General features: G+C 57.7%; 21 protein-coding genes and 1 tRNA gene. 10 read left to right on the forward strand and 12 right to left on the reverse strand.

Annotated elements, in window-relative coordinates; translation table 11 throughout:
* Positions 1–166: 166 nt before the first annotated feature.
* The 3 genes from DV520_RS04825 to DV520_RS04835 are packed head-to-tail and all read right to left on the reverse strand — an operon-like array spanning position 167 to position 1,764.
* A complete protein-coding gene (locus DV520_RS04825) occupies positions 167–355 on the reverse strand; it encodes a cysteine-rich KTR domain-containing protein (protein ID WP_093988343.1) in 189 nt (62 codons plus the stop codon).
* A 30-nt stretch (positions 356–385) separates the two neighbouring features.
* On the reverse strand, positions 386–1,147 hold the full coding sequence (locus tag DV520_RS04830) for an EFR1 family ferrodoxin (RefSeq protein WP_117141961.1): 762 nt from the start codon (positions 1,145–1,147) through the stop codon (positions 386–388).
* Positions 1,144–1,764, reverse strand: a complete 621-nt coding sequence (locus DV520_RS04835) for a TetR/AcrR family transcriptional regulator (protein ID WP_117141962.1) — start codon at positions 1,762–1,764, stop codon at positions 1,144–1,146. Before DV520_RS04835 ends, DV520_RS04830 begins: the two co-directional genes overlap by 4 nt.
* A 353-nt stretch (positions 1,765–2,117) precedes the next feature.
* Here DV520_RS04835 and DV520_RS04840 point away from each other — a divergent pair, with 353 nt between their 5' ends.
* Together DV520_RS04840 and DV520_RS04845 are read left to right on the forward strand one after the other, a co-directional pair.
* Positions 2,118–2,318, forward strand: a complete 201-nt coding sequence (locus tag DV520_RS04840) for a hypothetical protein (RefSeq protein ID WP_117141963.1) — start codon at positions 2,118–2,120, stop codon at positions 2,316–2,318.
* Entirely contained in the window at positions 2,308–4,038 is a 1,731-nt protein-coding gene (locus tag DV520_RS04845) for a recombinase family protein (RefSeq protein WP_242984650.1), read from the forward strand. Before DV520_RS04840 ends, DV520_RS04845 begins: the two co-directional genes overlap by 11 nt.
* Before the next feature lie 86 nt (positions 4,039–4,124).
* Here the strand turns inward: DV520_RS04845 and rbr are convergent, their stop codons facing one another.
* Positions 4,125–4,658, reverse strand: coding sequence for a rubrerythrin (gene rbr, locus DV520_RS04850; protein WP_021920094.1), 534 nt, complete (start codon positions 4,656–4,658; stop codon positions 4,125–4,127).
* A gap of 250 nt (positions 4,659–4,908) precedes the next feature.
* Here rbr and DV520_RS12280 point away from each other — a divergent pair, with 250 nt between their 5' ends.
* Entirely contained in the window at positions 4,909–5,403 is a 495-nt protein-coding gene (locus DV520_RS12280) for a hypothetical protein (protein ID WP_165850038.1), read from the forward strand.
* A 42-nt stretch (positions 5,404–5,445) separates the two neighbouring features.
* Here DV520_RS12280 and DV520_RS04860 read toward each other — a convergent pair whose 3' ends face one another.
* Positions 5,446–5,658: a zinc ribbon domain-containing protein gene (locus tag DV520_RS04860; protein ID WP_021920096.1), complete on the reverse strand. Its 213-nt coding sequence runs from the start codon at positions 5,656–5,658 to the stop codon at positions 5,446–5,448.
* Positions 5,659–5,807: 149 nt separating this feature from the next.
* Between DV520_RS04860 and rapZ the strand changes: the two genes are divergently transcribed.
* The 5 genes from rapZ to cls all read left to right on the forward strand — a co-directional run bounded on the left by rapZ (position 5,808) and on the right by cls (position 13,214).
* A complete protein-coding gene (gene rapZ / locus DV520_RS04865) occupies positions 5,808–6,671 on the forward strand; it encodes an RNase adapter RapZ (RefSeq protein ID WP_117141965.1) in 864 nt (287 codons plus the stop codon).
* Positions 6,672–6,730: 59 nt separating this feature from the next.
* Positions 6,731–7,636 (forward strand): DNA-binding protein WhiA, encoded by a 906-nt coding sequence (gene whiA / locus DV520_RS04870; RefSeq protein ID WP_117141966.1) that lies wholly within the window; start codon positions 6,731–6,733, stop codon positions 7,634–7,636.
* A gap of 84 nt (positions 7,637–7,720) precedes the next feature.
* The gene (locus tag DV520_RS04875) at positions 7,721–8,161 is read left to right on the forward strand and encodes a C-GCAxxG-C-C family protein (protein WP_021920099.1); all 441 of its coding nucleotides are present in this window, start codon (positions 7,721–7,723) and stop codon (positions 8,159–8,161) included.
* Positions 8,162–8,179: 18 nt separating this feature from the next.
* On the forward strand, positions 8,180–11,638 hold the full coding sequence (locus tag DV520_RS04880) for a DNA polymerase III subunit alpha (RefSeq protein WP_117141968.1): 3,459 nt from the start codon (positions 8,180–8,182) through the stop codon (positions 11,636–11,638).
* 37 nt (positions 11,639–11,675) lie between these two features.
* Positions 11,676–13,214, forward strand: coding sequence for a cardiolipin synthase (gene cls, locus DV520_RS04885; protein WP_242984651.1), 1,539 nt, complete (start codon positions 11,676–11,678; stop codon positions 13,212–13,214).
* A 94-nt stretch (positions 13,215–13,308) separates the two neighbouring features.
* Here cls and DV520_RS04890 read toward each other — a convergent pair whose 3' ends face one another.
* The 4 genes from DV520_RS04890 to DV520_RS04905 all read right to left on the reverse strand — a co-directional run bounded on the left by DV520_RS04890 (position 13,309) and on the right by DV520_RS04905 (position 16,914).
* Positions 13,309–14,061, reverse strand: a complete 753-nt coding sequence (locus DV520_RS04890; protein ID WP_021920102.1) for a glycosyltransferase — start codon at positions 14,059–14,061, stop codon at positions 13,309–13,311.
* Between the two features lies 1 nt (position 14,062).
* Positions 14,063–14,500: a GtrA family protein gene (locus tag DV520_RS04895; RefSeq protein WP_021920103.1), complete on the reverse strand. Its 438-nt coding sequence runs from the start codon at positions 14,498–14,500 to the stop codon at positions 14,063–14,065.
* A 10-nt stretch (positions 14,501–14,510) separates the two neighbouring features.
* Complete coding sequence (locus DV520_RS04900; protein WP_165850039.1) at positions 14,511–15,986, reverse strand: ArnT family glycosyltransferase; 1,476 nt, start codon at positions 15,984–15,986, stop codon at positions 14,511–14,513.
* A gap of 397 nt (positions 15,987–16,383) precedes the next feature.
* Complete coding sequence (locus DV520_RS04905; RefSeq protein WP_021920105.1) at positions 16,384–16,914, reverse strand: DUF4364 family protein; 531 nt, start codon at positions 16,912–16,914, stop codon at positions 16,384–16,386.
* A gap of 277 nt (positions 16,915–17,191) precedes the next feature.
* On the opposite strand from DV520_RS04905, the gene DV520_RS04910 reads away from it, so the two are divergent.
* Positions 17,192–19,618, forward strand: a complete 2,427-nt coding sequence (locus DV520_RS04910) for an S-layer homology domain-containing protein (protein ID WP_117141972.1) — start codon at positions 17,192–17,194, stop codon at positions 19,616–19,618.
* 94 nt (positions 19,619–19,712) lie between these two features.
* On the opposite strand, the gene DV520_RS04915 is transcribed toward DV520_RS04910, so the two are convergent.
* Positions 19,713–20,639: a hypothetical protein gene (locus DV520_RS04915; protein ID WP_117141973.1), complete on the reverse strand. Its 927-nt coding sequence runs from the start codon at positions 20,637–20,639 to the stop codon at positions 19,713–19,715.
* Between the two features lie 257 nt (positions 20,640–20,896).
* Here DV520_RS04915 and DV520_RS04920 point away from each other — a divergent pair.
* Positions 20,897–20,970: transfer RNA gene (locus DV520_RS04920), tRNA-Gly, on the forward strand.
* A 141-nt stretch (positions 20,971–21,111) separates the two neighbouring features.
* Here the strand turns inward: DV520_RS04920 and DV520_RS04925 are convergent.
* On the reverse strand, positions 21,112–24,756 hold the full coding sequence (locus DV520_RS04925; RefSeq protein WP_165850040.1) for an S-layer homology domain-containing protein: 3,645 nt from the start codon (positions 24,754–24,756) through the stop codon (positions 21,112–21,114).
* A partial coding sequence (locus tag DV520_RS12415; RefSeq protein ID WP_205727600.1) for a hypothetical protein occupies positions 24,753–24,975 on the reverse strand: 223 nt, incomplete at its 5' end. The genes DV520_RS12415 and DV520_RS04925, both read right to left, overlap by 4 nt.

The following is a 24,975-nucleotide window of genomic DNA, read 5'->3' on the forward strand; positions in this document are numbered from 1 at the left end:
GAATTAAAAATGTGAAAAAGAAACATGGCAATATCTCCCGACACCGCCATGTCTATAAAAATAATTGTGTATTTGCCGCTATTCCATTTTATATACAGGAAATGGCGGTTTGTTTTCCTATCACAAAACAGAAAGAGCCAATAATCATAAGATTTATTTCTTGTGATTATCGGCTCTGCGTCAATGCGTCTGGCTCTGTGATAACTGAAATATTCAAATTTTTTACATTGATAAGATTTTCCTGCTTGCACTTCGGACAGTATAGGGGAAAATTCTTTATTTCTGTATCTTCCCGTATCCTTAATCGGGTTTTATTATTGCATACAGGACATAAAATCCATTTTTCTTGTTGCAATGCACCACCTCATTTCTAATCAAACTACCTTTAATGATAATCAGAAACAGAGTGCTGAAAAATCACTTGTTCCCCCAAAATGGTAATTGCTTTCTTGCTACATTGATTTACACACCGATAGCATAACGTACACCGTCCGTCTGCTATCATCTTATCTTCTGATAATGACAAATTGTTCATAGGACACACCACTGCACATTTCCCGCACTTTATACAAGCGTTGGTATCTATCTGTATTTTGTCTGAATATTCTTGTGTTTTACGGTAAAACCAAAGCCGCTGTCCCAAAAGCCCTGCAATATGGCATAAAAATCCCAAACCGTCTTTAGTTGGAGTACCATTTTTCAAATTGTACACCGCTGATTTTATGCGTTCTTCCGCTTGTATGACAATTTGCTTATTTTGAGCCGGAGTACGCTTTAAGGCTTTTACATCACAAATACAATCCGGCATTTTCAAATGAAGTCCACCCCATACCTGTGCGCCGTATCTCTCGAACAATCTTGCAGATACGCCTGCACCATCGCCGCTAAACAGTCCCATTGTTGCAATAATGAAAATACGTTTTCCTTTCCATACATCAGAATTTTCGCAGATAAAATCCCGTACAATTTTAGGTAAGTTACTGTAATAGATTGGATAAGCAAAAATGATGTCTTTATGATATGTAACTTTTTCCATTGTACCTGTATCTTCTAACGGGGTTATGTCAATGTTCCTGTCATATAGAGCAACAAACTTTTCTAAACAATATTTTGTATTTCCTGTTCCGCTAAAATAAATCCCAATCATATTTTTTCTCCCGTATTATCTAAAAAGGAAAGTTGAAAAACGTCCATAAAATCAATGACTTTCTCTCTCCAGTCATTATCATAATTTACATTATTCATGGTGGCTAATGAAGTAATACCATGTATAAAAGCCCAAATGGTTATGATAATATCATTTTGCTTTCCTTCTGAATAGTGCGTCTGCTCTAATAATTCACTTACAACATTTTTATATATGATATAAGGTTTATAGTTTTGGTCATCTGGTATTGATAATGATAAGTCAATTTTTATATTGGATTGAGAATATAAAAATTGAAAATAAGCAGGGTTGTCTACAAAGAAAGATACATAGGCTATTCCCATATCTTTTAATATTTCTGCAACATTATTATTCTTTTGAACTGTACTTTCTAATTGTTTAGAAAATCTATCTGTGATAAATAATTGCATTGCTTCAAGAAGTTCCTCTTTATTTTGAAAATGGCTATAAGGGGCAGCATGGCTGACACCACACGCCGCAGCTACCTTTCTCAAAGAAAAAGCATTTACTCCCTCTGTATTTACAATCTGAATACCTGTTTCAATCAATGCGTTTCGCAAGTCCTTGTGATGATAAGTCTGTCGTTGCTGTTCCATGCTAATTCCTCCAATCTTTACACTGTCTATATTATAAGGTTTAAACTTTACGGTGTCAAGTTTGAGGGGGATTTTAAGTTGTGATACTTGAAATTATTTTTCCATAAACGGTTATTTATTTGGCATTTCAAAAACTTTTCCGTAATAAGAGATAAGAAAAACTTTTTGAAAAATTTTCGCTTAAACTTTGGCACAATCGCCTTGCGCGGTGTAGTAGGTAGTGAAAGGAATTTCAGAGGGTTTGGGATACTTCCCAACAAGCAAAATGCGGTGCCTTTTACGGAAAGGGTACCCTTTTCCTATGCTTGCTACGAAACTTATCACATTACAAATCAAAGAAAGGACGGAAAGGAATGGAACGGAAACACAAAATCAAGGACGGGCATATCGTAGTAGAAAATCCGCTGTTTCAAGAGTTGCCTACGCATGAGGTAACGATAAAATCCGGCAGGACGCTCTATCGGTTTACGGGGAGTTATGACGGAGAAAGGAGCCTGCCCCACAAGGTTTTACGCCTCATGGAGCAGGAAAAGGACAAAAAAGATGTTGATTAAAAATACAGGAGCCGATACAATAAAGACAAGCAATCCTGTATTGGCAGACTGCCCGCCGACGAAAGGAGCAGAAACTATGTTAAGGCAGTCTGACAAAATTACCGCCCTCTATTGCCGCTTATCGCGCGACGACGAATTACAGGGCGACAGCAACAGCATTGTTAATCAAAAGGCAATTTTAAGTAAATACGCAAAAGAAAATCATTTCTCAAATATTTCGTTTTTCGTGGACGACGGGTATTCTGGAACAAATTTCAACCGTCCGAGTTGGAGCGAACTTTTGGAACGGATTGAAAACGGAGAAGTGGCGACGCTGATTGTCAAAGATATGTCGCGGCTCGGACGTGATTATCTGAAAGTGGGATTTTATACCGAAGTTCTGTTCGTTGAAAAGAGAGTGCGATTTATAGCTATCAACAATGGCATAGACAGCGCAAACCAACAGGACAGCGACTTTACCCCCTTTTTGAACATCATCAACGAGTGGTATGCAAAGGACACAAGCAAGAAAATCCGCGCTGTGATGAAGTCAAAAGGAGAAGCGGGCGAACATCTCTGCACAAATCCGCCATATGGTTACATGAAAGACCCGGATAACAGAAAACATTGGATTGTGGACGGAGAAGCCGCCGAAGTAGTCAAGCGGATATTCGCCCTTTGTTTGGACGGTTACGGACCGTCGCAGATTGCTCGTATTCTGAAAGAGGATAAAGTCATAACGCCGACAATCCATTTTCAGCAGACAGGCAGGGCAACGAGGAACACGCCGCCGGACAAGCCCTATAACTGGACGGGCGATACCATAGCTGATATTTTGGAGCGTCCAGAATATCAAGGGCATACGGTAAACTTCAAAACCTATAAGCAGTCCTACAAGAACAAAAAAACCTGTTACAATCCAGAGGAAAAATGGCTTGTGTTTGAGAACACCCACGAAGCAATCATTGACGCTGACACATGGGCGCGGGTACAGGAATTACGCAAGAACAAACGCCGCCCGACAAGGACAGGTAAGACGAATATGTTTTCCGGCATTGTGCGCTGTGCCGACTGCGGCGAAAAGCTGTATTACTGCACAAGCAAGAACTTTGAAGCGCGGCAAGACCATTTCGTTTGTTCCACTTCAAGGCTCAAAGGAAAAGAAATTTGCTCAACACATTTTATCCGCGCGGTCGTACTGGAACAGGACGTGCTTGCTCACATGAGATTGACGATTGCCTGTGTCGCTAACCATGAAGAACAATTCCGTAAAGCGATGGGCGCAAAGCAGAAAGCCGAAGCGAAAAAGGAATTGGCGGCGAAGCGGCGGCAACTGACGCAAGGAGAACGACGGATAGAAGAACTTGACCGATTATTCAAGCGTATTTATGAGGATAACGCCAACGGGAAATTATCTGACAGCAGATTTCAAATGCTCTCCGATGATTACGAACAGGAGCAGGAAGAACTGCGGAAAAAGCTGTTGCGATTGAACGAAGAAATTACCAAACAGGAAGAACAATCCGAGAACATTGACAGGTTCATCAGCAAAGTACGGAAATATCTTGACTTGGACGAGTTGACGCCCGCTGTACTGAATGACATGGTAAAGGCGGTGTATGTTCACGCGCCAGATAAGTCAAAGGGGCATAGGGAACAGCAGATTGACATTTCCTATGACCTTGTGGGAATACTCCCCGCGTCTTTACTGAATGACCTGCAAAACGGAGAAACGGCATAGCCCACAAGCTACGCCGTTTCCCAAAAACATTTCTAATACTGTCTTATGAGTGCCGCTCTTCCGCGGCTTCTTTTTTGTTCCAATCCTTAGTAATTCTCTGCCTTCACCTCAAAGAACGCCTGGGGATGGCTGCACACAGGACATACGTCAGGCGCTTTGTCGCCATACTCCAGATGACCGCAGTTGCGGCAGTACCAGACCTTCACGGAGGACTTCTTGAAGACCTCGTCGTTCTCCAAGTTCTCCACCAGCTTCAGGTAACGTTCATAGTGGGACTTCTCAATCTCACCCACAGCGGCGAACATATCCGCGATGCGGTGGAAGCCCTCCTCCCGGGCCTCCTCGGCCATGCGCTTGTACATGGAGGTCCACTCCTCATGCTCGCCCTCGGCGGCGGCCATCAGGTTCTCCGCGGTGGTGCCGATGCCGCCCAGTTCCTTGAACCAGAGCTTGGCATGCTCCTTCTCATTGCCGGCGGTCTCCTCGAAGAATGCGGCGATCTGCTCAAAGCCGTCCTTCCGGGCCTGGCTGGCATAATAAGTATACTTGTTCCGGGCCTGGCTCTCGCCGGCAAATGCCTCCCACAGGTTGGCTTCGGTCTTGCTGCCTTTCAGTTCCATAATAAAGCTCCTTTCAAAAAATGAATGTGAATCTATGTTTGATGACTTCTACTCGTTCGGAACAGGAGGAATCCTGTGTCTTTAGGATACTCGATTCCGAGCGTCTATACAGTGACTTTAACACATTCTGTCAAAAAAGATAAGTGGTAATTTTGGTTTTTTTATGATTTATTAAAAATTTTATTTTGGCACATACTACTCCCACGGCCTTGCGCCGTAATTTTACGAAATGAAGCAACGGAGGGAAGGTATGGTTCGCAAACTGATGACCGCCGCTCTCATCCTCACCCTCGGCCTGGCGCTCACCGCCTGCGGCAATGAAACCGCCGGCACGGCGGCCAACCGCTGGACTGGCACCAACGCCGCTTCCCAGGAGTGGGCCATCCAGCGGCAGAGCGACGCCAGAGGTCCCCTGGAGGACCGGGGCAACGGGGCTTACCACGCGGACGAGACCGGCCGTGTGGACGGCTACCACACTGACAGCGCCGACGGCACCCGGGGCAGCGCCAAAGAGGACATGAAGGACGCCGGGAAGAACCTGGGCAACGCCGCCAAAGACGCGGCCAAAGGGGCCGGCAACGCAGTAAAGGACGCCGCCAAGGGCGCCGGCGATGCCGCCAAGGACGTGGGCGAAGCGGCCAAAGACGCGGCGCGGGGCGTAGGAGACGCAGCGGAGGACACCCTGGATGGCATGACCAACGCCGCCAAGGACACCGCAAAAAGCGCCAAAGACGCCTCCAAATAACCCCGTGGAAAAAACAGAGGTGGCTGGGCCACCTCTGTTTTTTTATCCGCCGATCAAAAAGTCCAGCACGTTCCAGCCTGTGGAGGTCTGGTTCCGATAAATCTCCGTATAGCCGCAGTTGGTGCAGCTGATGGTGATAAATTTTTTATTTTGCACGTCAAAAATTTTGGCAAAATTTCCGCCGGTGGCCTGAAACTGATCGGTCTCATAGCTGGTATTGCCACATTTGGGGCACTGATACATCTGTTGTTCCATGTGGGCTTCCCCCTTTCTGTTTTTCTTATTTTACCCCAAGGACTTCCCCTGCGCAAGGGCTTGCAGTCAGATCATTTCCTATGCTATACTAAAAGAATCGAAATTGTGTGTTTTTCCTGTTTTTTGGCTTTTCAAAGGGGGGAGCTCGTATGGAATTCATTATCATCTCCGGCTTATCCGGGGCGGGCAAAAGCTCCGCCGCCGCCTTTTTGGAGGACTTGGGCTTTTACTGCGTGGACAATATGCCTGTGGCCCTCATCACCAACTTCGCCGGCCTGTGCATGGCCGGGGCGGGCACCGGCAAATACGGCCGGGTGGCCCTGGTCACCGACATCCGCGGGGGCCAGACCTTTGACGAGCTCTTTCAGGCCCTGGACGGCCTGCAGGAGATGCACCTGGACTATCAGCTTCTCTTCATCGAGGCCGCCGACGAGGACATTGTCCGCCGGTACAAGGAGACCCGCCACACCCACCCCCTCACCCGCCAGGGCTACTCCCTGCCGGAGGCGGTGAAGCTGGAGCGCCTGGCGCTGGAGCCCGTCCGGCGGCGGGCCAGCCACATTCTCAACTCCACCGGGCTCAACCTGTCCAAATTCCGGGGGGAGCTGCTCCGCCTGTTCGGCATGGGGGCGCTGGAGGAGAGCATGACGGTCTCCGTCACCTCCTTCGGCTTCAAGTACGGCATTCCCATCGACGCCGACTTGGTCTTCGATGTGCGTTTCCTGCCCAACCCCTATTATATTGCCGAGCTGAAGGAATGCACTGGGCTGGAAGAGGCGGTGCGGGCCTTCCTCTTTGGCTACCGGCAGACCACGGAGTTTATGCGGCATCTGGAAGAGCTCTTCGCTTTCCTGCTGCCCCAGTACGTGGAGGAGGGGAAGTCCTCCCTGGTCATCGCCGTGGGCTGCACCGGGGGACACCACCGCTCGGTGGCCGTTGCCCACGCCTTGACGGAGTTCATCCGGCAGAAGGGATATCGGGTGGAGGAAACCCACCGGGACATCAGCCGATAGGACCCTTTGGTTCCGCTGTGCGCGCCCCTTTGGGGCGTCTGTTTGGGAGGTGGTCGTTTATGTCTTTTGCGGGAGAGGTGAAAGCGGAGCTGTGCCGGGGAAAGCTGGGCCGGAAGTGCTGCGCCCAGGCGGAGGCCTGCGGGGTGCTGCTGTACTGCAACCGGTTTTCCCTGTCCGAGGTGAAGATCGTCACAGAGTCCCCGGCCTTTGCCCAGCGGCTGCCTGGGCTGTTCCGAAAGGCTTTCGGGGTGGAGTTTGATGAAAAAGGGGACCCGGACACCCCCGGGAAGCGGATTTTCACCATTTCCGCCCCGGAGAAGCTGGCCCTGCTGTGGGAGCTGTGCGCCTTTGACCCCAGCGGCCCGGCCCACCATATCAACTTCGGCATGCTGGAGGAAACCCACTGCCGGCTGGCCTTCCTGCGGGGAGCCTTTCTGGCCGGCGGCTCCGTGACCGATCCCCAGAAGGGGTATCACCTGGAGCTGGCCACCACCCACCTCCGGGTGAGCCGGGAGCTGGACACCCTGCTGCTGGAGCTGGGCTACGCCCCCAAGGAGACCACCCGGAAGGCCAACTATATCACCTATTTTAAGCAGAGCGAGGCCATTGAGGACCTCCTCACCGCCATTGGGGCCCCGGTGTCCGCCATGGAGCTGATGAACGCCAAGGCGGAAAAGCTCCTGCGCAACGGGGTCAACCGCCGGGTCAACTGTGAGGCCGCCAATGTGGACAAGACCGTGGACGCCGCCCTGGAGCAGCGCCGGGCCATCCAGATTCTGCGGGACCGGGGGGCCCTGGAGACCCTCTCCCCCAAGCTTCGGGAGGCCGCCCAGCTTCGGGAGGCCCACCCTGAGCTCTCCCTGGCCCAGCTGGCCGCCCTGTGCGAGCCCCCTGTGACCAAGTCCTCTCTGAGCCACCGGCTGCGGAAGCTCATCCAGCTCAGCGCCCAGGACACCGCCCCCTGAGCCCCCTGTGACAGGTCTCGGAGTCCGTCTGTCTGTTTTTTCATGTTCTATCCTGACAAGAGAAAGAAAAGGAGTCTATCTTCTATGAACCGTTACGAACAAGCTGTCGCATATCATCACAAAGGATTTAACTGCTGCCAGTCTGTGCTGGCCGCCTATTCCGATCTCACCGGCCTGTCCCAGCAGGCCAGCTTCGACATGGGGGGCGGGTTTGGCGCCGGCGCCCAGACCGGGGAGCTGTGCGGGGCCATCACCGGCGCCATTCTCACCCTTGGCATGCTCACCCCGGTGGACCCCCAGGACCCTGTGGGCAGCAAGCGCCGCACCGGCGCCCTGGCCAAGGAATTCCAGAAGCGCTTCCAGGAGAAGTTCGGGGACCTGCGATGCAAGCCCCTGCTGAAGGCCGGGATCCAGGCCACCGACGCCACCCCCGTGGCCCGGGATATGGCCCTCACCAACCGCTGCGACGTGCTCATCATCACCGCCATGGAGATCGTGGAGGAGATGCGAGGGGAGAATGCTTAAACCCAGGGAGGGATTGCCGTGTCTTTTGTCCATCTGCATGTTCACTCGGAATACAGCCTGTTAGACGGCGCCTGCCGGATTGACGGCCTGGTGGCCCGGGCCAAGGCCCTGGGGCAGACCGCCGTGGCCGTCACCGACCACGGGGTCATGTACGGGGCGGTGGATTTTTACCGGGCAGCCAAGCAGGAGGGCATCAAGCCCATCATCGGCTGCGAGGTCTATGTGGCCCCCCGGACCCGCTTCGACCGGGTCCATGAGGTGGACGACCGCCCCTATCACCTGGTCCTCTTGTGCCGGAACGAGCAGGGGTACCGGAACCTCTCCGCCCTGGTCAGCCGGAGCTTCACGGAGGGTTTTTACGGCAAGCCCCGGGTGGACTGGGAGCTGCTCACCCGGTACCACGAGGGGATCATCGCCCTGTCCGCCTGCCTGGCCGGTCAGCTCCCCCGGCTGCTGCTGGCCGGGGACTACGCCGGGGCCAAGGCCCACGCCCTGGCCATGCGGGACCTGTTTGGCCCGGACAACTACTATCTGGAACTGCAGGACCACGGCATCCCCCAGCAAAAGCAGGTCCTCCAGGGCCTGGTCGCCCTCCACCAGGAGACGGGCATCCCCCTGGTGGCCACCAACGACGCCCACTACCTCACCCGGCAGGACGCCGCCATCCAGGACGTCCTCATGTGCATCCAGATGGGCAAGACGGTGGAGGACCCCAACCGGATGCGGTTTGAAACCCAGGAGTTTTACCTGAAATCCGAGCAGGAGATGGCCGCCCTCTTTCCCGACTGGCCCGAGGCCCTGGAAAACACCGCCAAAATCGCGGCGGATTGCAACGTGGACTTTCAGTTCGGGGTCTATCACCTGCCAGAATTCAAGCTTCCCCCGGGCTACACCGACGGGGACGCCTACTTTGAGACCCTCTGCCGCCAGGGCTTTGCCCGGCGCTATCCCCAGGGCAGCGAGGAATATGAAAAACAGCTGGCCTACGAGATGGACATGATCCGGCAGATGGGCTTTGTGGAGTATTTCCTCATTGTCTCCGACTTCATCGGCTACGCCAAGTCCCACGACATTCCCGTGGGGCCGGGCCGGGGCTCCGCCGCCGGGTCCATGGTGGCCTACTGCCTGGACATCACCGACGTGGACCCCATGAAGTACTCCCTGTACTTTGAGCGGTTCCTGAACCCGGAACGGGTCTCCATGCCCGACATCGACGTGGACTTCTGCTACCGCCGCCGGGGCGAGGTCATCGACTATGTCAACCAAAAATACGGGGCCGACCACGTGGCTCAAATCGTCACCTTCGGCACCATGGCCGCCAAGGGGGCCATCCGGGACGTGGGCCGGGCCCTGAACGTCCCCTACGCCGAGGTGGACGCCATCGCCAAGCAAGTGCCCAACTCCCTGCACATGACCCTGGCCTCCGCCCTGTCCCTGTCCAAGCCCCTGCGGGAGATGTACGAGAGTGACCCCACCGTACAAAAGATCATCGACACCGCCAAAGGCCTGGAGGGCATGCCCCGCCACGCCTCCACCCACGCCGCCGGGGTGGTCATCACCCGCAACCCGGTGGACACCTACGTTCCCCTGGCCAAAAACGACGAGGCCGTGGTTACCCAGTACACCATGACCACCCTGGAGGAGCTGGGACTGCTGAAGATGGACTTCCTGGCCCTGCGCAACCTCACCGTCCTGGACGACGCGGTGCAGATGGTCCGCAGCCATACCCCCGACTTTGACCTGCACGCCATTCCCGACGACGACCCGGAGACCTTCCAAATGCTCTCCGACGGCCGGACCTGCGGCGTCTTCCAGATGGAATCGGCGGGGATGACCGGGGTGTGCGTGGGGCTGCGGCCCAAGGACATTGAGGACATCACCGCCATCATCGCCCTCTACCGGCCGGGCCCCATGGAATCCATCCCCCGGTTCATCTCCTCCAAGCACAACCCGGACAGCGTCTCCTATAAGCACCCCTCCCTGGTTCCCATTCTCTCCAACACCTACGGCTGCATCGTCTACCAGGAGCAGGTCATTGAAATCTTCCGCCGGCTGGCGGGGTACTCCCTGGGACAGGCCGACATGGTCCGCCGGGCCATGTCCAAAAAGAAGATGAAAGACATCCAGCGGGAGCGGGAGGCCTTCCTCCACGGGGACCCGGACCGGGGAATCACCGGCTGCACGGCAAACGGCATCCCCCAGGACGTGGCGGAGAGCATCTACGACGAGATCACCGATTTCGCCAACTACGCCTTCAACAAGGCCCACGCGGTCTGCTACGCCATTGTGGCCTACCAAACCGCCTGGTTTAAGTGCCATTACCCCCGGGAGTACATGGCCGCCCTGCTCACCTCGGTGCTGGACTCCCAGGGAAAGATCGCGGAATACATCGCCGAGTGCCGAAGCCTGGGCATCCGCCTGCTCCCCCCGGACATCAACCAGTCCGGTCCCGACTTCACTGTGGCCGGGCGGGACATCCGCTTTGGCCTGGCCGCCCTGAAGGGGGTGGGTCGGGGCTTCACCAACGCGGTTTTGGCCCGGCGCCAGGCAGATGGCCCGTTTACCTCCTTCCCGGATTTCTGCCAGCGGCTGCTGGACGAGGACCTGAACAAGCGGGTGCTGGAAAGCCTCATCCGGGCAGGGGCCTTTGACGCCATGGGCGTGCGGCGGTCCCAGCTGCTGGACGCCTATGAGCAGCTCATCGACAGCCTCACCCGGAACCGCCGGAAAAACCTGGAGGGACAGTTTGACCTCTTCTCCCTGGGGCAGGAAAAGCCGGAACCCGTGGAGCTGGTCCTCCGGGACCTGCCGGAGTTCTCCCAAGAGGAGCTGATGACCATGGAAAAGGAGGTCACCGGTCTCTACCTTTCCGGCCACCCCATGGACGCCTATCGGGATACGGTTCGGGCCCAGGGAGCGGTCCCCATCGCCTCGGTGCTGGAGGACTTCGCCCAGGAGGAGGGCCCCACCCAGTTCCAGGACGGCCAGCGCATCCTCCTGGCCGGGGTGGTGGCCGCGGCCAAGACCAAGACCACCAAGAACAACTCCCTCATGGCCTATGTGACCCTGGAGGACGACACCGGCTCCCTGGAGCTGCTGGTCTTCTCCCGGGTGCTGGAGGAGAGCGGCAGCTACCTCCAGGTCAACCTGCCCATCCTGACAGAGGGCAGAATCTCCGTCCGGGACGAGAAAGCCCCCCAGCTCATGTGTGACCGGGTCACCCCCCTCAGCCAGGTCCCGGAACCGGCCGGCGCTGCCGCTCCCCTCTCCGGGAAGCTCTATCTGCGCTTTGCCCGGAGCGACGATCCCCTGCTCACCCGGGTACGCAACCTCTTTGTCCTCTTCCCCGGCCAGCAGACCGCCGTGCTCTATCTGTCCGACTCCAAGCGCCGGCTGGGGGCCCGGTGCCTGCTCCACCCCGCCCTGCTCCAGGAGCTGAAAGAGCTGCTGGGGGAGGAAAATGTGGTGCTCCAATGACCCTCCGCCCTCTCCATAAGAAAGGCCTACCATCCCTATGAAACGAGTCCAGCAAAAAGTTCACAGCGCCTTTTCCCCCCGCCGGCAGCGCATGTTCCTCATTGCCGCCGGCATTGCCCTGCAGTTTGCCATCTATGTGGTGCTGCTGGTCCTCTTTTCCCAGTATTTCGTCTACTTCTACTGGATCTGCGTGCTGGTCAGCTTGGTGATGGCACTGTTCATCTCCACCTGGAAATCCAAGCTGGCCTATAAAATTGCCTGGATCATCCCCATCCTCCTGGTCCCCCTGATCGGCGGGGTCATGTTCATTATCTTGGGCGGCGCCCGCGACCCCCACTACCACCGGGAGGAGACCCGGCGGACCCTCAAGCGCCAGCTGCCCTCCCGGCTGTCCACCACGGACCTGATGCGGTATGGGCCCGACGCCATGCAGCAGGCCTGGTACCTGGGGCACGCCGCCCTGTGCCCGGCCTACACCAACACGGAGACCGCGTATTTTTCCTCCGGCGCGTCCTTTTTCCCCAACTTTCTGGAGGAGCTGGAACAGGCGAAAGACTATATCTTTCTGGAATACTTCATCATCGCCGAGGGGTCCATGTGGTCGGACGTCCTGGACATCCTCACCCGCAAAGCCGCCCAGGGCGTGGATGTCCGGGTGATCTACGATGGGGTAGGCTCCGCCGCCACCCTGCCCATCAACTACCCGGACCAGCTCCACGCCCGGGGCATCCTCTGCCGGGTGTTCCAGCCCCTGCTGCCGGTGCTCTCCATTCACCAGAACAACCGGGATCACCGGAAAATCTGCGTCATTGACGGGGTGACCGGCTTTGTCAGCGGCCTGAACATGGCCGACGAATACATTGACCGGAAGGAACGCTTCGGCTACTGGAAGGACAACGCCCTCCGCCTCCGGGGGGAGGCGGTGTGGAGCCTCACGGTCTTTTTCCTGACCATGTGGGACCACCAGAATCCCCGGTCCGACTTCCGGCTCTTCCGTCCCCGGACCTTGCCTCCCCTGAACACCACCGGCGGCATCGTGGTCCCCTATACCGACACCCCCAACCCCGCCGACACCGTCTGCGCCGACCTCCACCTGCAAATGATCACCAAGGCCAAGCGGTACCTCTACCTCACCACCCCCTACCTGGCCATTGACGAGACCATCACTTCCGCCCTGTGCACCGCCGCCCGGTCCGGGGTGGATGTGCGAATCATGCCCCCCCATATCCCTGATAAGAAGGTGGTCTTCGCCGTGACCCAGTCCAACTACCCCGTGCTGTTGGAGGCGGGAGCCCGCATCTATGAATTTACCCCCGGTTTTATCCACAGCAAGACCGTGGTGGCAGATGATCTCTACGCCTCGGTGGGCAGCTGCAACCTGGACTACCGGAGTTTCTATCTCCAGTTTGAAAACGGCGTCTGGCTCTGCGGCGACCCCGCCGTCCTTTCGGTCCGGGACGACTTTCTCCAGACCCTGGAGGTCTGCCAGGAGATCACCCTGGCAGACTGCCGCACCCTTCCCCTGTTCCGCCGGCTGCTCCAATCCATTTACCGGCTGTTCGCGCCGCTGTTTTAATGGCACCATACAGAAACCGCCTGGCAGAGCATTGCTCTGTCAGGCGGTTTTTCTCTTTTTCCACTGGTTTTTGTCCAGGCTTTCTCCTGTGATCTCATCCCCGCACCCGCAGCCTCAAAGCTGTGAGGAAGCTGTCCCGGATGGTCTTGCCCAGGTTCATCTTGCTCTCTCCCTCCTTGCTGTCGTAGTACAGGGTAAAGGGGACCTCGGCAAAGGTACAGCCGCAGCGGTAGAGCTTGTAGAGCAGCTCCATCATGCAGGCAAAGCTCTTCTTCTCCACCAGCGCCTGTCCATAGCGCGCCACCCCTGCCTGGAGGGCGGGGCGGGTATACACCCGGTAGCCGCAGGTATAGTCCTTCACCCCAGGGACGTGGAGGACCAACGTGTAGTAGAGGCGAGCGCCGTCGCTGAAGAGCTTTCGGCTGGCCTGGAGCCCCTGGACCCGGGCCCCCGGCTGATACCGGGAGGCGATGACGCACTGTTTTTCCCGGGTAATTTTCGCCAGCATCCCGTGGATGAACCGGGGCTTATGGGTGTCGTCCCCGTCCATGAGGCACATCAGGTCCCCCGACTGGGACATCTGGAGGAAGTCCCCGATGGCGGTCTTTACCACACCCCCCAGGTTTTGGTTGACTGCGTGGGCAATGACCCGGACCCGCGCCTGCTCCTGCGCCAGCTGGCGGGCAATGGCCAGCGTGTCATCGGTGCTTCGGTCATCCACCGGGATCACTGTCAGCTGGTAGCCTGTCCGGGCCAGCGCCTCCGCCTCGGCCAGCCACTCCTCGGTCAGCCGCCGGAGGTTTCCCGCCTCGTTGTAGCAGGGCAGATAGACAAACAAGGTTGGCATCCTACGACCCCTTTCTCTTGCTCTCCAGCTTTTGGAAAGCATATTTCCGCACAAAATACATCAGGAAGAAGGGCCCCACAATGGATACCCCCTTACTCACCAAAAACGCCCAGCCCTTGGGCAGGAAGGGGGAGACCAGGTGTTCGGTCCACAGGATCAGCCCGTCGGCACACACCAGCCCCATCAGGAAGGTGGCAAAAAAGATGGCGAAGGAGGCCGCGTCATACCGGGTCTCAAACACCTGCCGGGCCGAGAGCACATAGCTGATGAGAAACCCGGCCACTACGCCCACTGTGTTGGCCACCACCAGGGACACCCCCGCCAAATGGTACAGGCACCAGACAATGGCCACATCAAACACGGTGGAGATGATAGAACAAAATAGATAACGAATGATTTTTTCAAAGCGGTGCCAGATCGCCTGCACCCAACGCATCATTGCCGACGCCTCACTCTCCCTGCAGATCATAGATCACGCAGTTGGTCCCGGTGGCCGCCACGGGGAACTGCTCCCGCAGATAGGTCCGGTAAGCCCCGTCCTCGTCATTGTAAACCCACCCCTGGACCACCACGAACCAGCGCACGCCGTGTTCGATAAAATAGGTGACCTCCGCCTCCGGCCCGGTGGGAATGTAGTCATAATAGGCGATGTTTGCCCGGTATCCCCGGCGGTTGGCGGCGTTCAGGTAGGACGGGTTGTTCACGCCGATGGCAACCCCCTCGTCGGGCTGGGTGTGCGCCTGGATAAACTGACCCACCTCCGCAATAATAGGGTCCGCCTGGGTTTGAGGCCACAGGGCCAGGTTTCCCTGCACCGTCGTCACCGCCACCGCCGCGCAGGCCACCGCCGCCAGGGGAAGGCGGAGGCGCGCCAAAGACTGGACCGCCACCGCAGAGAGGGCGCCGCACAGCGGCAGCAGGAACACCAGATAATAGGGGAAGCGAATCACTGCCACAATGGTGACACACTCCAGGGCAAAGGCCAGAGCCCACACCCCATAAAAGTGGAGCTTACGCCGCACGGCAAAAAACAGCCCCACACAGCCCAAAATCACCGCGCCCCAGCCGAAGCGGGAGGGGAGCGCCTCCCAGAAAAACTGCTGCCCCTCGGCGGTAAAGATGGAGAGAATCTCCTTGCTGAAAATGTGCTTGAGGCCAATGCCATCCACAAAGCGGAACACCGAGTGGTGGGAGGTATACAGGATCAGCGCCACCGGCGGCCCCAGGGTGAGCAGCCCGCAGCCGTAGAACACCGGAGAGCGCAGGCAGGCCAGGCCCCCCAGGGAAAAGAGCACATACAGAAACACCAGCCCCACAAAGGCCACCGGGGTCTTTTCCATAATGGCCACGGCGGTCATGGCTGAGGCCCCCCACAGGAAGGCCAGCCGCCTGGTCTGCTGGAAACGCCAGAGCAGCCACACCCCGCCACAGTAAAAAAACAGGGCGCAGGCCTCCGGCTGGATCACGTGGGCGGTCATCATCGACAGGGGCAAAAAAAGGTAGATCCCCAGCCCCACCAGTGCAGGCCACCGGCCGGAGATCCCTCGCATCAGCCGGTACAGGAACCAGGCCGAGCCCAAAAAGAACAGCATACACAGCAGCCGGGGCACCACCGGGGTCATGGTGCCTGTCAGCTGAAACACCAGCGCGGAGAGATAGGGGACGATCTGCAGCTCCAGCTGGGCGTAGTTTTCCGACACCCCGTCATAGTTCAGCTGGGGGTGGAGCAGATCCATACCGTACTGGACATAGTTGACCGCGATGCTGTACGTGTCCGACTGACGCCAGGACTCATACTGGTCCCAGGGGACGCTGTCCAGCTTGGGCAGCTGGATGGCCAAAAACAGGGCCAGAAGGGCCGCCAGAATCAGGGCCTCCCACAGGGGGCGCCGGTCCGGCTGGGCCGCGTGGGTGGGTTTGTACACGTCGTCCTCCTTCGGGGCACACCGCCGGCGGAGGCATGTCCCCGCCGGGCAGCGGCCCGGGTTTTTGGCCGGAGCCAAGCTGCCGGCTCCACTCCATATAATCGTAGTATACCAAATTGGGGCCAACATTGCCACAAAAAGCCCGGAATTTCTTTCTTTTCCCGAAAAAACACCAAAAAATAATGGCCGATCCGACGGAAACATCCAAGCAGTGCCGCCGGGTTCGGGCGTCTGAATGCGTTTCCACCGCATTTCTCAACGCCAGAACAAGGGGCCCTCCCCCTCCCCCTCCCTTTCCCCCGAATGACAACGGAACAGAACCAAAAAACCGACCGGCAGAGGATACTCCGCTGGTCGGTTTTCATCGGTTACAGGGCCCTGCTGCCGCAGGGGCCGGTTATTCCTCCTGATTTTCCAACAGGGTTTGCAGAATGCTCTCATAGAGCTTTTCCGGCTGGGCCCGGAAGTTCTCCGCCAGCTGGCCGGCCTGCTCCTCGGACACCGTCAGCATGTCCAGGGTCATAATATTCCCCTTGTCATCGTCCAGGATCAGCCGCAGGGTGACCCCGCTGTCCTCCCGGGGAAGGATCTCCGCCCGCACCTGGGCGTCCCGGCGGAGGACGCCGTTGACCCGGGCCAGGTTCCGGTCACATTTCCGCCGGACGGAGAAGGCCAGGCTGCTCTCACAGATTTTCCCATTGCGCCGGCCCTTCTCGGTGATGGTATAGCGTTCTCCCTCCAGCTGGAGGTGTCCCGTCTCCACCAACTCCGCCACCGACGCGGCAAAGTCAAAATACTCCACCCCGTCATCACAAAAGGTCAGGTCCGCCAGCGTGGCAAAATCCACCGGCGAGGCCACCCGGGCCATCAGATACAGGATCAAAAACTTGATGTCCAGTTTGTCATGGATAAATCCAGTCCGGCTCATGGGCTGTCACTCCTTCCCTTCCAGGGTTATGGATTGTTTTATTATAGCCAGTTTCCCCAAAAAGGACAAGCCCTTTTTCCCTCCGTCTCAAGCAGGGACACCCTCCAGACCCATGGGATAATTTGAAAAGGTGTACGTTTACAAATTGCCGAAATAATCTCTTGCCATTTTTATAATAGCCGAAAAAATCTCTTTTTTCAAGGCATTTCTCCCCCATTTCCATTTCGATTCTTTTGTTTGCAAACGTACACTTTTTGAAACAAAAGGAGAACACAACATGAAACGACGGCTGTTGCCCCCCTGCACCGCCTTGGTGCTGTGCCTTCTGCTGGCTCCCGCCGCGTGGGCCGCTGTTTACCCCTACCCTCCCATTGAAACCCTGCACATCGGCAGTCACGACGGGACGGAAATCCAAAAAGATACCTATTACCTGGTCCGCGGCGAAACCGTCACCACTCAGGGTGCCAACGCAGACAACTACAATATTTATTACAAGGACGGGACGCTCACCCTGCGCGCGGCGGCGCTGCCGGATTACCTCCTTGTGCCTGGAGAGACCACCATCCACTTGGTGGGAGAAAACACCATTGGCACGAAAGACTCCCCCACCGACGTGGGCATCCAAGGCGTCACCCCCGGGGCCATCACCATCACTGGCCCAGGCTCCTGCTCCATTCACAGCAGCGCAGAAGGCATCATCACGGTACAACCCGACAGCGCCACAGACCCCCAAGTAACAAGTGACATCCGCCTCCAGGGCGGCACCATAAACACCAACGGGTCCTCCATCTCCACCCGGTACGGCGGCATCTGCATCACAGGCAGCGCCCAGGTGACGTCCGGCTCCCTGTCCACGGGAGGAGACCCCAACACGGAGGAAGCCCAGCGGGCAAGAGATCTGGTCATTTCCGGCCGCGCATCCGTCACTGCGGAACGCCTGTCCGCTTTGCAGCAGATTCAGATCACCGGGTCCGCCACCGTCACCGTGGAAAATCCCGCCGGCATTGCCATAAACGGCAACCGCGGGATTGCCATTTCCGACCAGGCCCGCGTCACCGCCATCGGCACCACCGGCGGTCTCAACGCATTCTCCGGCCCAATCACCATTGACAGCACCGGAAAAACCATCGCCCAAGCCACCGATACCACCCGAAATTATGCAGCCATCTCCATGGGACAGGGAGATTCTGCCTTGTCTCTTCTGACCATCCGCGGGGAAACCGCCGTATCCGGCGCTGTCGGCATCGGAAGTTCCCAAGGCAGCATCCTCATTGACGCCAGCGCGCTGGAGATTACCGCCACGTACGCCGGCATCATAAACAGTACCTCCTCTTCCGAGACCAAGATCACCGTACAAAACAGCGCCCAGGTCTCCATCACCTGCTCCGGCCCCAAGGGCATCTCCGCTTCCTCCGGCACGGTGGAGATTGCCGACAGCACGGTGACAGTTCAGGCCGCCTCCTCTGCATACACCGCCCTGCCCACATTAACCTATACAGACAGTTATCAGGTGACAGCCGGCGCAGAGGCCGGCAGCGCCGGCAAGGTTGACCGAGACGACCTGACCGCCAGCGTCTTCCAAAACCCCTATGTGCAGATCATCCCCGTCACCACCATCCCTGTGGAACAGGTAATCCTGGATCAGAGCGCGCTCTCCCTCACCACAGGCGGCACCGCAGCCCTTCAGGCCTCTGTTCTCCCGGCGGATGCCACCGAGCCGCGCGTCACTTGGACCTCCAGCGACCAGACGGTTGCCGTGGTGGACCAGGCCGGTCTGGTCACCGCGGTCGGGCCGGGAACCGCCACCATCACCGCCAGGGCAGGGGAGGCCTCCGCCGCCTGCACCGTCACGGTGAGCCGGCCCGCCTCCTCCGGCCCCACCCGGTATCCCCCGATTCTGACAGAGCCTATACACGGTGCCCTCTCCGTCTCTCCCACCCGGCCCAAACGGGGCGACACCGTAACCATTACCCCCGTCCCCGACCAGGGCTACCAGGTGGAACAAGTGACAGTCACCCAGCGGGACGGCACCGCCCTTCCGGTGACCGACCACGGGAACGGCACCTACACCTTCTCTCAGCCCAGCGGCCGGGTGACCATCACCGTCACCTTTTCCCCCCTCCCCTGTGACGGTGGGGACACCTGCCCCGCCCGGGTTTTCTCTGATTTGGACCCCACCCAGTGGTATCACGAGGCCATAGACTATGTCCTCACCCACCAGCTCATGGCCGGGGTCTCTCAAGACCGGTTTGCCCCCCAGGCGGTCACCACCCGGGCCCAGGCAGTCACCCTTCTCTGGCGGCTGGAGGGGTGCCCTGCCGCAGACACCGGCCTCTCCTATGCGGATGTGGCCGACACCGCTTGGTACCGCGAGGCGGTCGGCTGGGCCGACGCCGCAGGGATCGCCCAGGGCACCAGTCCCACCACGTTTTCCCCTGACGCTGCCGTTTCCCGGGAACAGATGGCGGTCTTTTTCCTTCGGTATGCCCAATATAAGGGATACGACACCACGCAAACCACGGACCTCTCCGGGTATCAGGGCGCCAGCCAGATCAGCGGCTATGCCCGGGACGCCGTGGCCTGGGCCGCAGAAGCCGGGCTTCTCACCGGGGTAAGCCAAGACACCCTGCTGCCCCAGGGCACCGCCACCCGGGCTCAAACCGCCGCTGTTCTAATGCGGTTTTGCACCAACCCGGCCCACTAAGTCCTTCCCTCCCCCGCCAACAAAAAACCGGCTGACCAAAGTTTGGTCAGCCGGTTGCGCCTGTTCCGCGCCGCTCCAAGGCCTTCCGGCCCGCTTAACGGCAGCAGCTGCAGCTGGCGCCGCCGCCGCAGTTTTCCTCCTCTTCCATCCCCGGCAGGGTGCTGGGGGGGAAGAACTCGCCCACAGGGAAGCGAATCTGGCGGAAGATCTCGCAGGGATCGTCGTCCCCATCCTCATCGCCGCCGGCACACTCCCGGGTGGGCATGCAGTAGTCGTACATGGGGATGAGCAACTGGGAATCCCGCTCCAGCCGGACCATGGAGAACTGCCCCAGGGTCACATAGAGCCGCCGGCAGCCCCCGTCGAAGGCCAGCTCGCAGTCGAAGCAGGCGCTGATGCAGGGGGGAATTTCCGTCAGCTCGTTCTCCGCGCAGCACCCGCAGGGGGGTGGAGGCGGCGGGGGGCAGGGATTGCAGGGATTGCAAGGGGGCGGGCAGGGGGGTGGGCAGACAAAATCGCAGGGATCAATGAGCTTCAAGCTCAAAACAATGGGGTCCACCGCCTCCACCACAGCCTCGGGGAGATTGCTCCGGCCCAGGCCCTGGCAGTCGGGCTCCTCAGGGCGGTAACGGGAGGTGAAAATCTTCGCGTTGCCCTCACTGCCGAAGAGCAGAACCCGTTTGTCGAAGACCGCCAACCCGCTGATCTCCGCCGGCCGGGAGCCCCCCACAAAGGCCTCCGCAGTGATCCGATAGTAGTACCGGATATCCACGCTGAAAAATCCCCGGTTATAGCTGGCGGGCTCCACATCGATGTAAGCCTGCAGCAGCTCCGCCCGGCCGCCCCGGACACTCAGGGCCCGGTCAATGACCGCCTGGGAGGAACGGGTGGGATACACCCGCAGGTCCTCAATGCAGTCTTTGTCCCGACAGCTGTCATAGATCTTTTTTGTATGGATACACACGGCCTCCCGGATACCGCAGCTGTCCTGCACGGGCCCGGGTACAACCCTTTCATTCATGGTATTACCTCCTCTGACTTCATCAGACTGGCGCTCTTGCCTCCCCATACTATGACGGGCCCCTCCGATTCGTCACAAATAGGGCAAACAAAACACCCGTGGCCAGCGCTGCCGTAAACCAAGAGTCTCCGGCGCCTGGTATTCCATTCTATTGCGCCGGGCTGCCAGGTGTTCCTTCGGGCCCGCAGCGCAAAAAAGGCCGAAACTTTTCTCTTGCATTTTTTTCCTGGTCGTGCTATACTAAGGGAGCTTTCAACGCAGGTATAGTTCATCGGTAGAACGCAAGCTTCCCAAGCTTGATAGGAGGGTTCGACTCCCTTTACCTGCTCCAACGGCGGTGAGTCCCATGTGAACTCACCGCCGTTTTGTACATTTTGCTGATTTGAAAAAAGTTTGCTTGCAGCCTATGCTTGCAAAAAAAGACATCTGCCTAAGCAGATGTCTTTTTTTACGCCTTGATCTGGCCGCGTACTTACATGCCGTACCCTTGGCACAAACGCATCAGTACAGCCGCTGTTTGGGCCCGGGTCGCCTGGCCGCGGGGGGAGAGGGTGGTGGGAGAGGTGCCGGAGAGAAGACCGGCATCCACACACCATGCCATGGCCTCCCGGGCGTAGGTGCTCACCTGTGCCAGGTCGGTGAACCCGGACAGGTCGGCCTGTCCCTCGGTGTCATAGCCCATGTGCTGGGCAAACCGATAGAGGATCGCCGCCAGCTGCTCCCGGGTGACAGGGTCATTGGGACCAAAGTTCCCGTTGCCGTAGCCGCCCACGATGCCCTGGCCGGCCGCCCAGCGAACCGCCTCGCCGTACCAGGCGGCGGGGTCCACATCCGCAAAGTCCACTGGGGCCTCCCCCGCCGGGCTGTCCACCAGCCGCCACAGGATGGTCACGATCTGGGCCCGGGTCGTCATGCCGTTGGGAGAGAACGCGTTAGGCGATGTCCCCACCATGAGACTATTTTCATAGGCATATCTCACCGCGTCGAAATACCACGCGTCAGGCGCAACATCCACGAACGGCAGGCCGGGGATTTCCTTGTCCCGGAAGGTAACAGAGATCGTCACCTTGCCTGTGGGCTGGGTGAAGGTATACGTTCCGTCCCCCTTGTCCGTGACCTTGACTGGATCGCCGTTGCGGTCCGTGACGGTGACGCTGTCCACCTCGTTCCCCTGGTCGGGCTTGGGGGTGATGGTCACGGTGTCGCCCTTGTGGGGGCGGGCAGGGGCCACGGAGGTGTCGCCGCCGGCGGTGTCTGTCACAGTGGGCGGATAGGTGGGGCGGGAGGAGCCGCCGGAGGACACTGCGGTCCAGTGGGCATAAATGGTGGTGTCCTGGGTAAACACGGTATCGGTTGTGACCTTCTCGCCGCCGGTGGCCGCAGTGAACCAGCCATCAAACGTGTGGTTGCTGCGGGTGGGGGTAGGAAGGACGGACAGTTTGCCCTCCGCGTTGGGGATCAAGACAGATTCCTCCAACGTGTCACCGCCGTTCACATCTAATTTGACCGCGAAATCGGCAATCTGTTCGCTTACAGATGTAGTACTAAACTTAAAAATCTGGTAAGCCATAGGACCATTTTCTGTCTCCGAGACAAGGAAATAACCATAGTCTTGCCCCAGTTCCCCATTTCCATCCAACGCCGCGGTAACTTGTTGGCCCTTATCGGTCTCTTGGACGGTGTACGGCTCGTTAGTAGCTGCGCCGGTGTCGTTCCAGATGACGGAGAAAGGACCGCCCTGTTCCACTGAACCAAAGCCATCCACCACGGCCTTTAGCTGTCCGCCTACATAAGCACCTCCCTCGATACCGGTCAAGGGGATTGCCAGATTGGCAAGATCATCGTTTGATTTTGGGGACTCTATTGAACTGGGAGTGCTGATACATAGGTTGTATTTGGGAGAAAATCCGGTGGTCTGGTTATCTGTAAAAACTCCCGGCGCAGTACCGTAGTTCAAATAAACTTTCGTACCGGTTGTAGCCTCATTGACAAAGCTGCCGTTGTTTGTAAAATCTCCACGGAAGAGGATATAGCCGGGCTTCGTGTTTCTTGAATCCCCGTCATTCTTTGCAATAGCAGATGCGCCTTCCTCCAGCGTAAAGGCTCCGTTCATCAGCAGGTAACTGTGGAGGCTGGGGCTGCTGAAGGACCACCAACAAGTATCCATAAAGGCAATTGTGCCGCCCTGTTCCACCCGGATATTGGAATTACAGACTGTCGCGCCGTAGGGAGTATAAAATCCAGAACTGTATTGTAAGGTCAGGGTCATACTGCTTTTTATGGTGATGTTTTTCTCTTGGGGAATGCTGTCGTCGTAGGCAAAGCTGCCGACCACCTCAATGTCAGTGACTGCGTCATTCTCCAGCGCCGCTTTGAGCCCGTCCGCGCTGTCCACCTGTACGGCTCCGCCGGGCGCCAGCGGGATGGCAGCCGCCGTCTCACTGGCGGCTCCGGTACCGGCGTGGTTGTTCGCCACGACCCAGAAATAATAGGTGGTACCGTTGGTCAGATTGGTAACTGTGGCTGTCGTAACGTCAGCCTTGGTTTCCAGCGTGTCCCCAGAAGTCGGATTTTCACCGGTGGGCTTCGTGGTACTCCAACAGACCGTGTACCCGGTGACCGGACCGGTGCCAGCCTTCTCCGGTGCCCTCCAGGTGAGGGTCACTTCCCCGTCTCCAGAGACAGCTTCCAGGTCCTGCGGGGCGCTGGGGACTTGGGGAATGGACACCAGCACTACCTTGGCATAATCTGGGCTGGACTCGATAGGCGCGCCCTCCAGGCCCAGAAGGGGAATTTCCTGGCCTATGGTTGCGTTTGCGTTGTATATTCCGGCGGGGAGAGTGGCGGCTGCCGCCCGGTATCCCTTGGGCACGGTCAGCGTCTTGGTGTTGCTTGCTTCTGTCCCCGTCAGGGTCAGGGAGATATCCCCCACTTGAGAAGGGATGGTCAAATCGGGATCAAACTTCATATTGACAACGGGGGCGCTGCCGGGGGTGGGGGTGGGTGTGCCGGTCATGGCGGCTTTTGCCCCGTCGGAATAGGCTGTCACATTTGCGCCAGAGGCAATCGTCAGGGTAAATTGGGCGGCAGAATCGCCGGAGCCTTCCCCCAAGCCGGCAGCCCCTTTGCCGCCGCAGGCGGTGACCGTGGCGGTGTCAGAGATCGTGACCTCGTTTGACTCACCCTTGTCTTTGTCATATCCACCGATACCTGCCGCCAGGTCACCGCCGTAGCCAGTGACCTCTGCATTGCCGGAAATGGTCACATCACAGGGCGCGCCGCCGATACCGGGGCAGCCGTATCCGCCGTAGGCCTTCACGATGCCGCCGGAGATGTTGATATCGCCACTGCCGCAGCCCTGGCTTCCGCCGATACCGGCTCCCATTTTTGTATCTGCCGGAACGCCTACCCAGCCATCGGGGTCTGTGCCGCCGCTAAGCGCGGTGACCACACCGCCGGAGATATTGATGGTGCCGCCGGAACTGAAATTTCCGCCGCCAATGCCAGCGCCGTAGCTGTAGCCAGTGGCGGTGATTGTTCCACTCTCAATATTGATGGCGCCGGTGTAGTTTGTGGCCTCATCAAAATTGGGGCCGCCGATGCCGGCGTAGCCATCTGTGGTAATAGAACCACCGCCACCGCCCATTTCTGCACTGACATAGGTACCGGCCTTTGCCCCGGAAACAGTTAGGCGATCAGTGTTGTCGTCAGATTGGGATTGAATTGTCACGGTTGCCCCCTGGTTCACCAAAATACCAGGCCCATCCGCAAAGGCGGACAAGGTGTTTTCCCCTTCTAAAATCAGTGTGGCAGAAGCCCCTTCGGCAATCTCAATGGGGCTTCCTTTGCACTCATTCAAGCTCATATTAGCATTGTTCAGTGTAATCGTAGCCTCTTCTTTTACAATCAGTCGCTCATTTCTCGTTCTGCCGGCGACGGTGACATCCTCAGTGACGGTATACTCTTTGGTGTAGTTCTCGGCATTTTCACTTCCTGCGACTGTTTCTCCATCTAATTTTGTCACGGTAAAATTCCCTGCCGCCAGGGCAGTGGCGGGCAGCAGCCCCAGGCAGAACACCAGTGCCAGCAGACCGCTCCAGATTCGTTTTCCTTTCATGGATAACCTTCCTCCTTTTCTGCGGCAGCGCCGCATTTTGCCCCAAACAAACGCTGAGACACACGCAAAAAACGCCCACCGCAACACAGTTTCTCTGTGTCGCGGCGGACGTTTTTTGTCTGGTAATATGCGGTTTTAGACAGCACTAAAAGGCAGGAATTACCCTGCCTGCCTGCCTGCCTGCCTGCCTGCCTGCCTGCCTGCCTGCCTGCCTGCCTG

This window comes from Evtepia gabavorous, assembly GCF_003425665.1.
In the GTDB taxonomy this organism is placed as follows: domain Bacteria; phylum Bacillota; class Clostridia; order Oscillospirales; family Oscillospiraceae; genus Evtepia; species Evtepia gabavorous.

Coding starts and splice junctions, on each gene's coding strand:
- DV520_RS04830 (WP_117141961.1), bottom strand. CDS start 1,147: ATGATTGGGATTTATTTTAGCGGAACAGGAAATACAAAATATTGTTTA.
- DV520_RS04835 (WP_117141962.1), bottom strand. CDS start 1,764: ATGGAACAGCAACGACAGACTTATCATCACAAGGACTTGCGAAACGCA.
- DV520_RS04840 (WP_117141963.1), top strand. CDS start 2,118: ATGGAACGGAAACACAAAATCAAGGACGGGCATATCGTAGTAGAAAAT.
- DV520_RS04845 (WP_242984650.1), top strand. CDS start 2,308: ATGTTGATTAAAAATACAGGAGCCGATACAATAAAGACAAGCAATCCT.
- rbr (WP_021920094.1), bottom strand. CDS start 4,658: ATGGAACTGAAAGGCAGCAAGACCGAAGCCAACCTGTGGGAGGCATTT.
- DV520_RS12280 (WP_165850038.1), top strand. CDS start 4,909: ATGGTTCGCAAACTGATGACCGCCGCTCTCATCCTCACCCTCGGCCTG.
- DV520_RS04860 (WP_021920096.1), bottom strand. CDS start 5,658: ATGGAACAACAGATGTATCAGTGCCCCAAATGTGGCAATACCAGCTAT.
- rapZ (WP_117141965.1), top strand. CDS start 5,808: ATGGAATTCATTATCATCTCCGGCTTATCCGGGGCGGGCAAAAGCTCC.
- whiA (WP_117141966.1), top strand. CDS start 6,731: ATGTCTTTTGCGGGAGAGGTGAAAGCGGAGCTGTGCCGGGGAAAGCTG.
- DV520_RS04875 (WP_021920099.1), top strand. CDS start 7,721: ATGAACCGTTACGAACAAGCTGTCGCATATCATCACAAAGGATTTAAC.
- cls (WP_242984651.1), top strand. CDS start 11,676: ATGAAACGAGTCCAGCAAAAAGTTCACAGCGCCTTTTCCCCCCGCCGG.
- DV520_RS04890 (WP_021920102.1), bottom strand. CDS start 14,061: ATGCCAACCTTGTTTGTCTATCTGCCCTGCTACAACGAGGCGGGAAAC.
- DV520_RS04895 (WP_021920103.1), bottom strand. CDS start 14,500: ATGATGCGTTGGGTGCAGGCGATCTGGCACCGCTTTGAAAAAATCATT.
- DV520_RS04905 (WP_021920105.1), bottom strand. CDS start 16,914: ATGAGCCGGACTGGATTTATCCATGACAAACTGGACATCAAGTTTTTG.
- DV520_RS04910 (WP_117141972.1), top strand. CDS start 17,192: ATGAAACGACGGCTGTTGCCCCCCTGCACCGCCTTGGTGCTGTGCCTT.
- DV520_RS04915 (WP_117141973.1), bottom strand. CDS start 20,639: ATGAATGAAAGGGTTGTACCCGGGCCCGTGCAGGACAGCTGCGGTATC.
- DV520_RS04925 (WP_165850040.1), bottom strand. CDS start 24,756: ATGAAAGGAAAACGAATCTGGAGCGGTCTGCTGGCACTGGTGTTCTGC.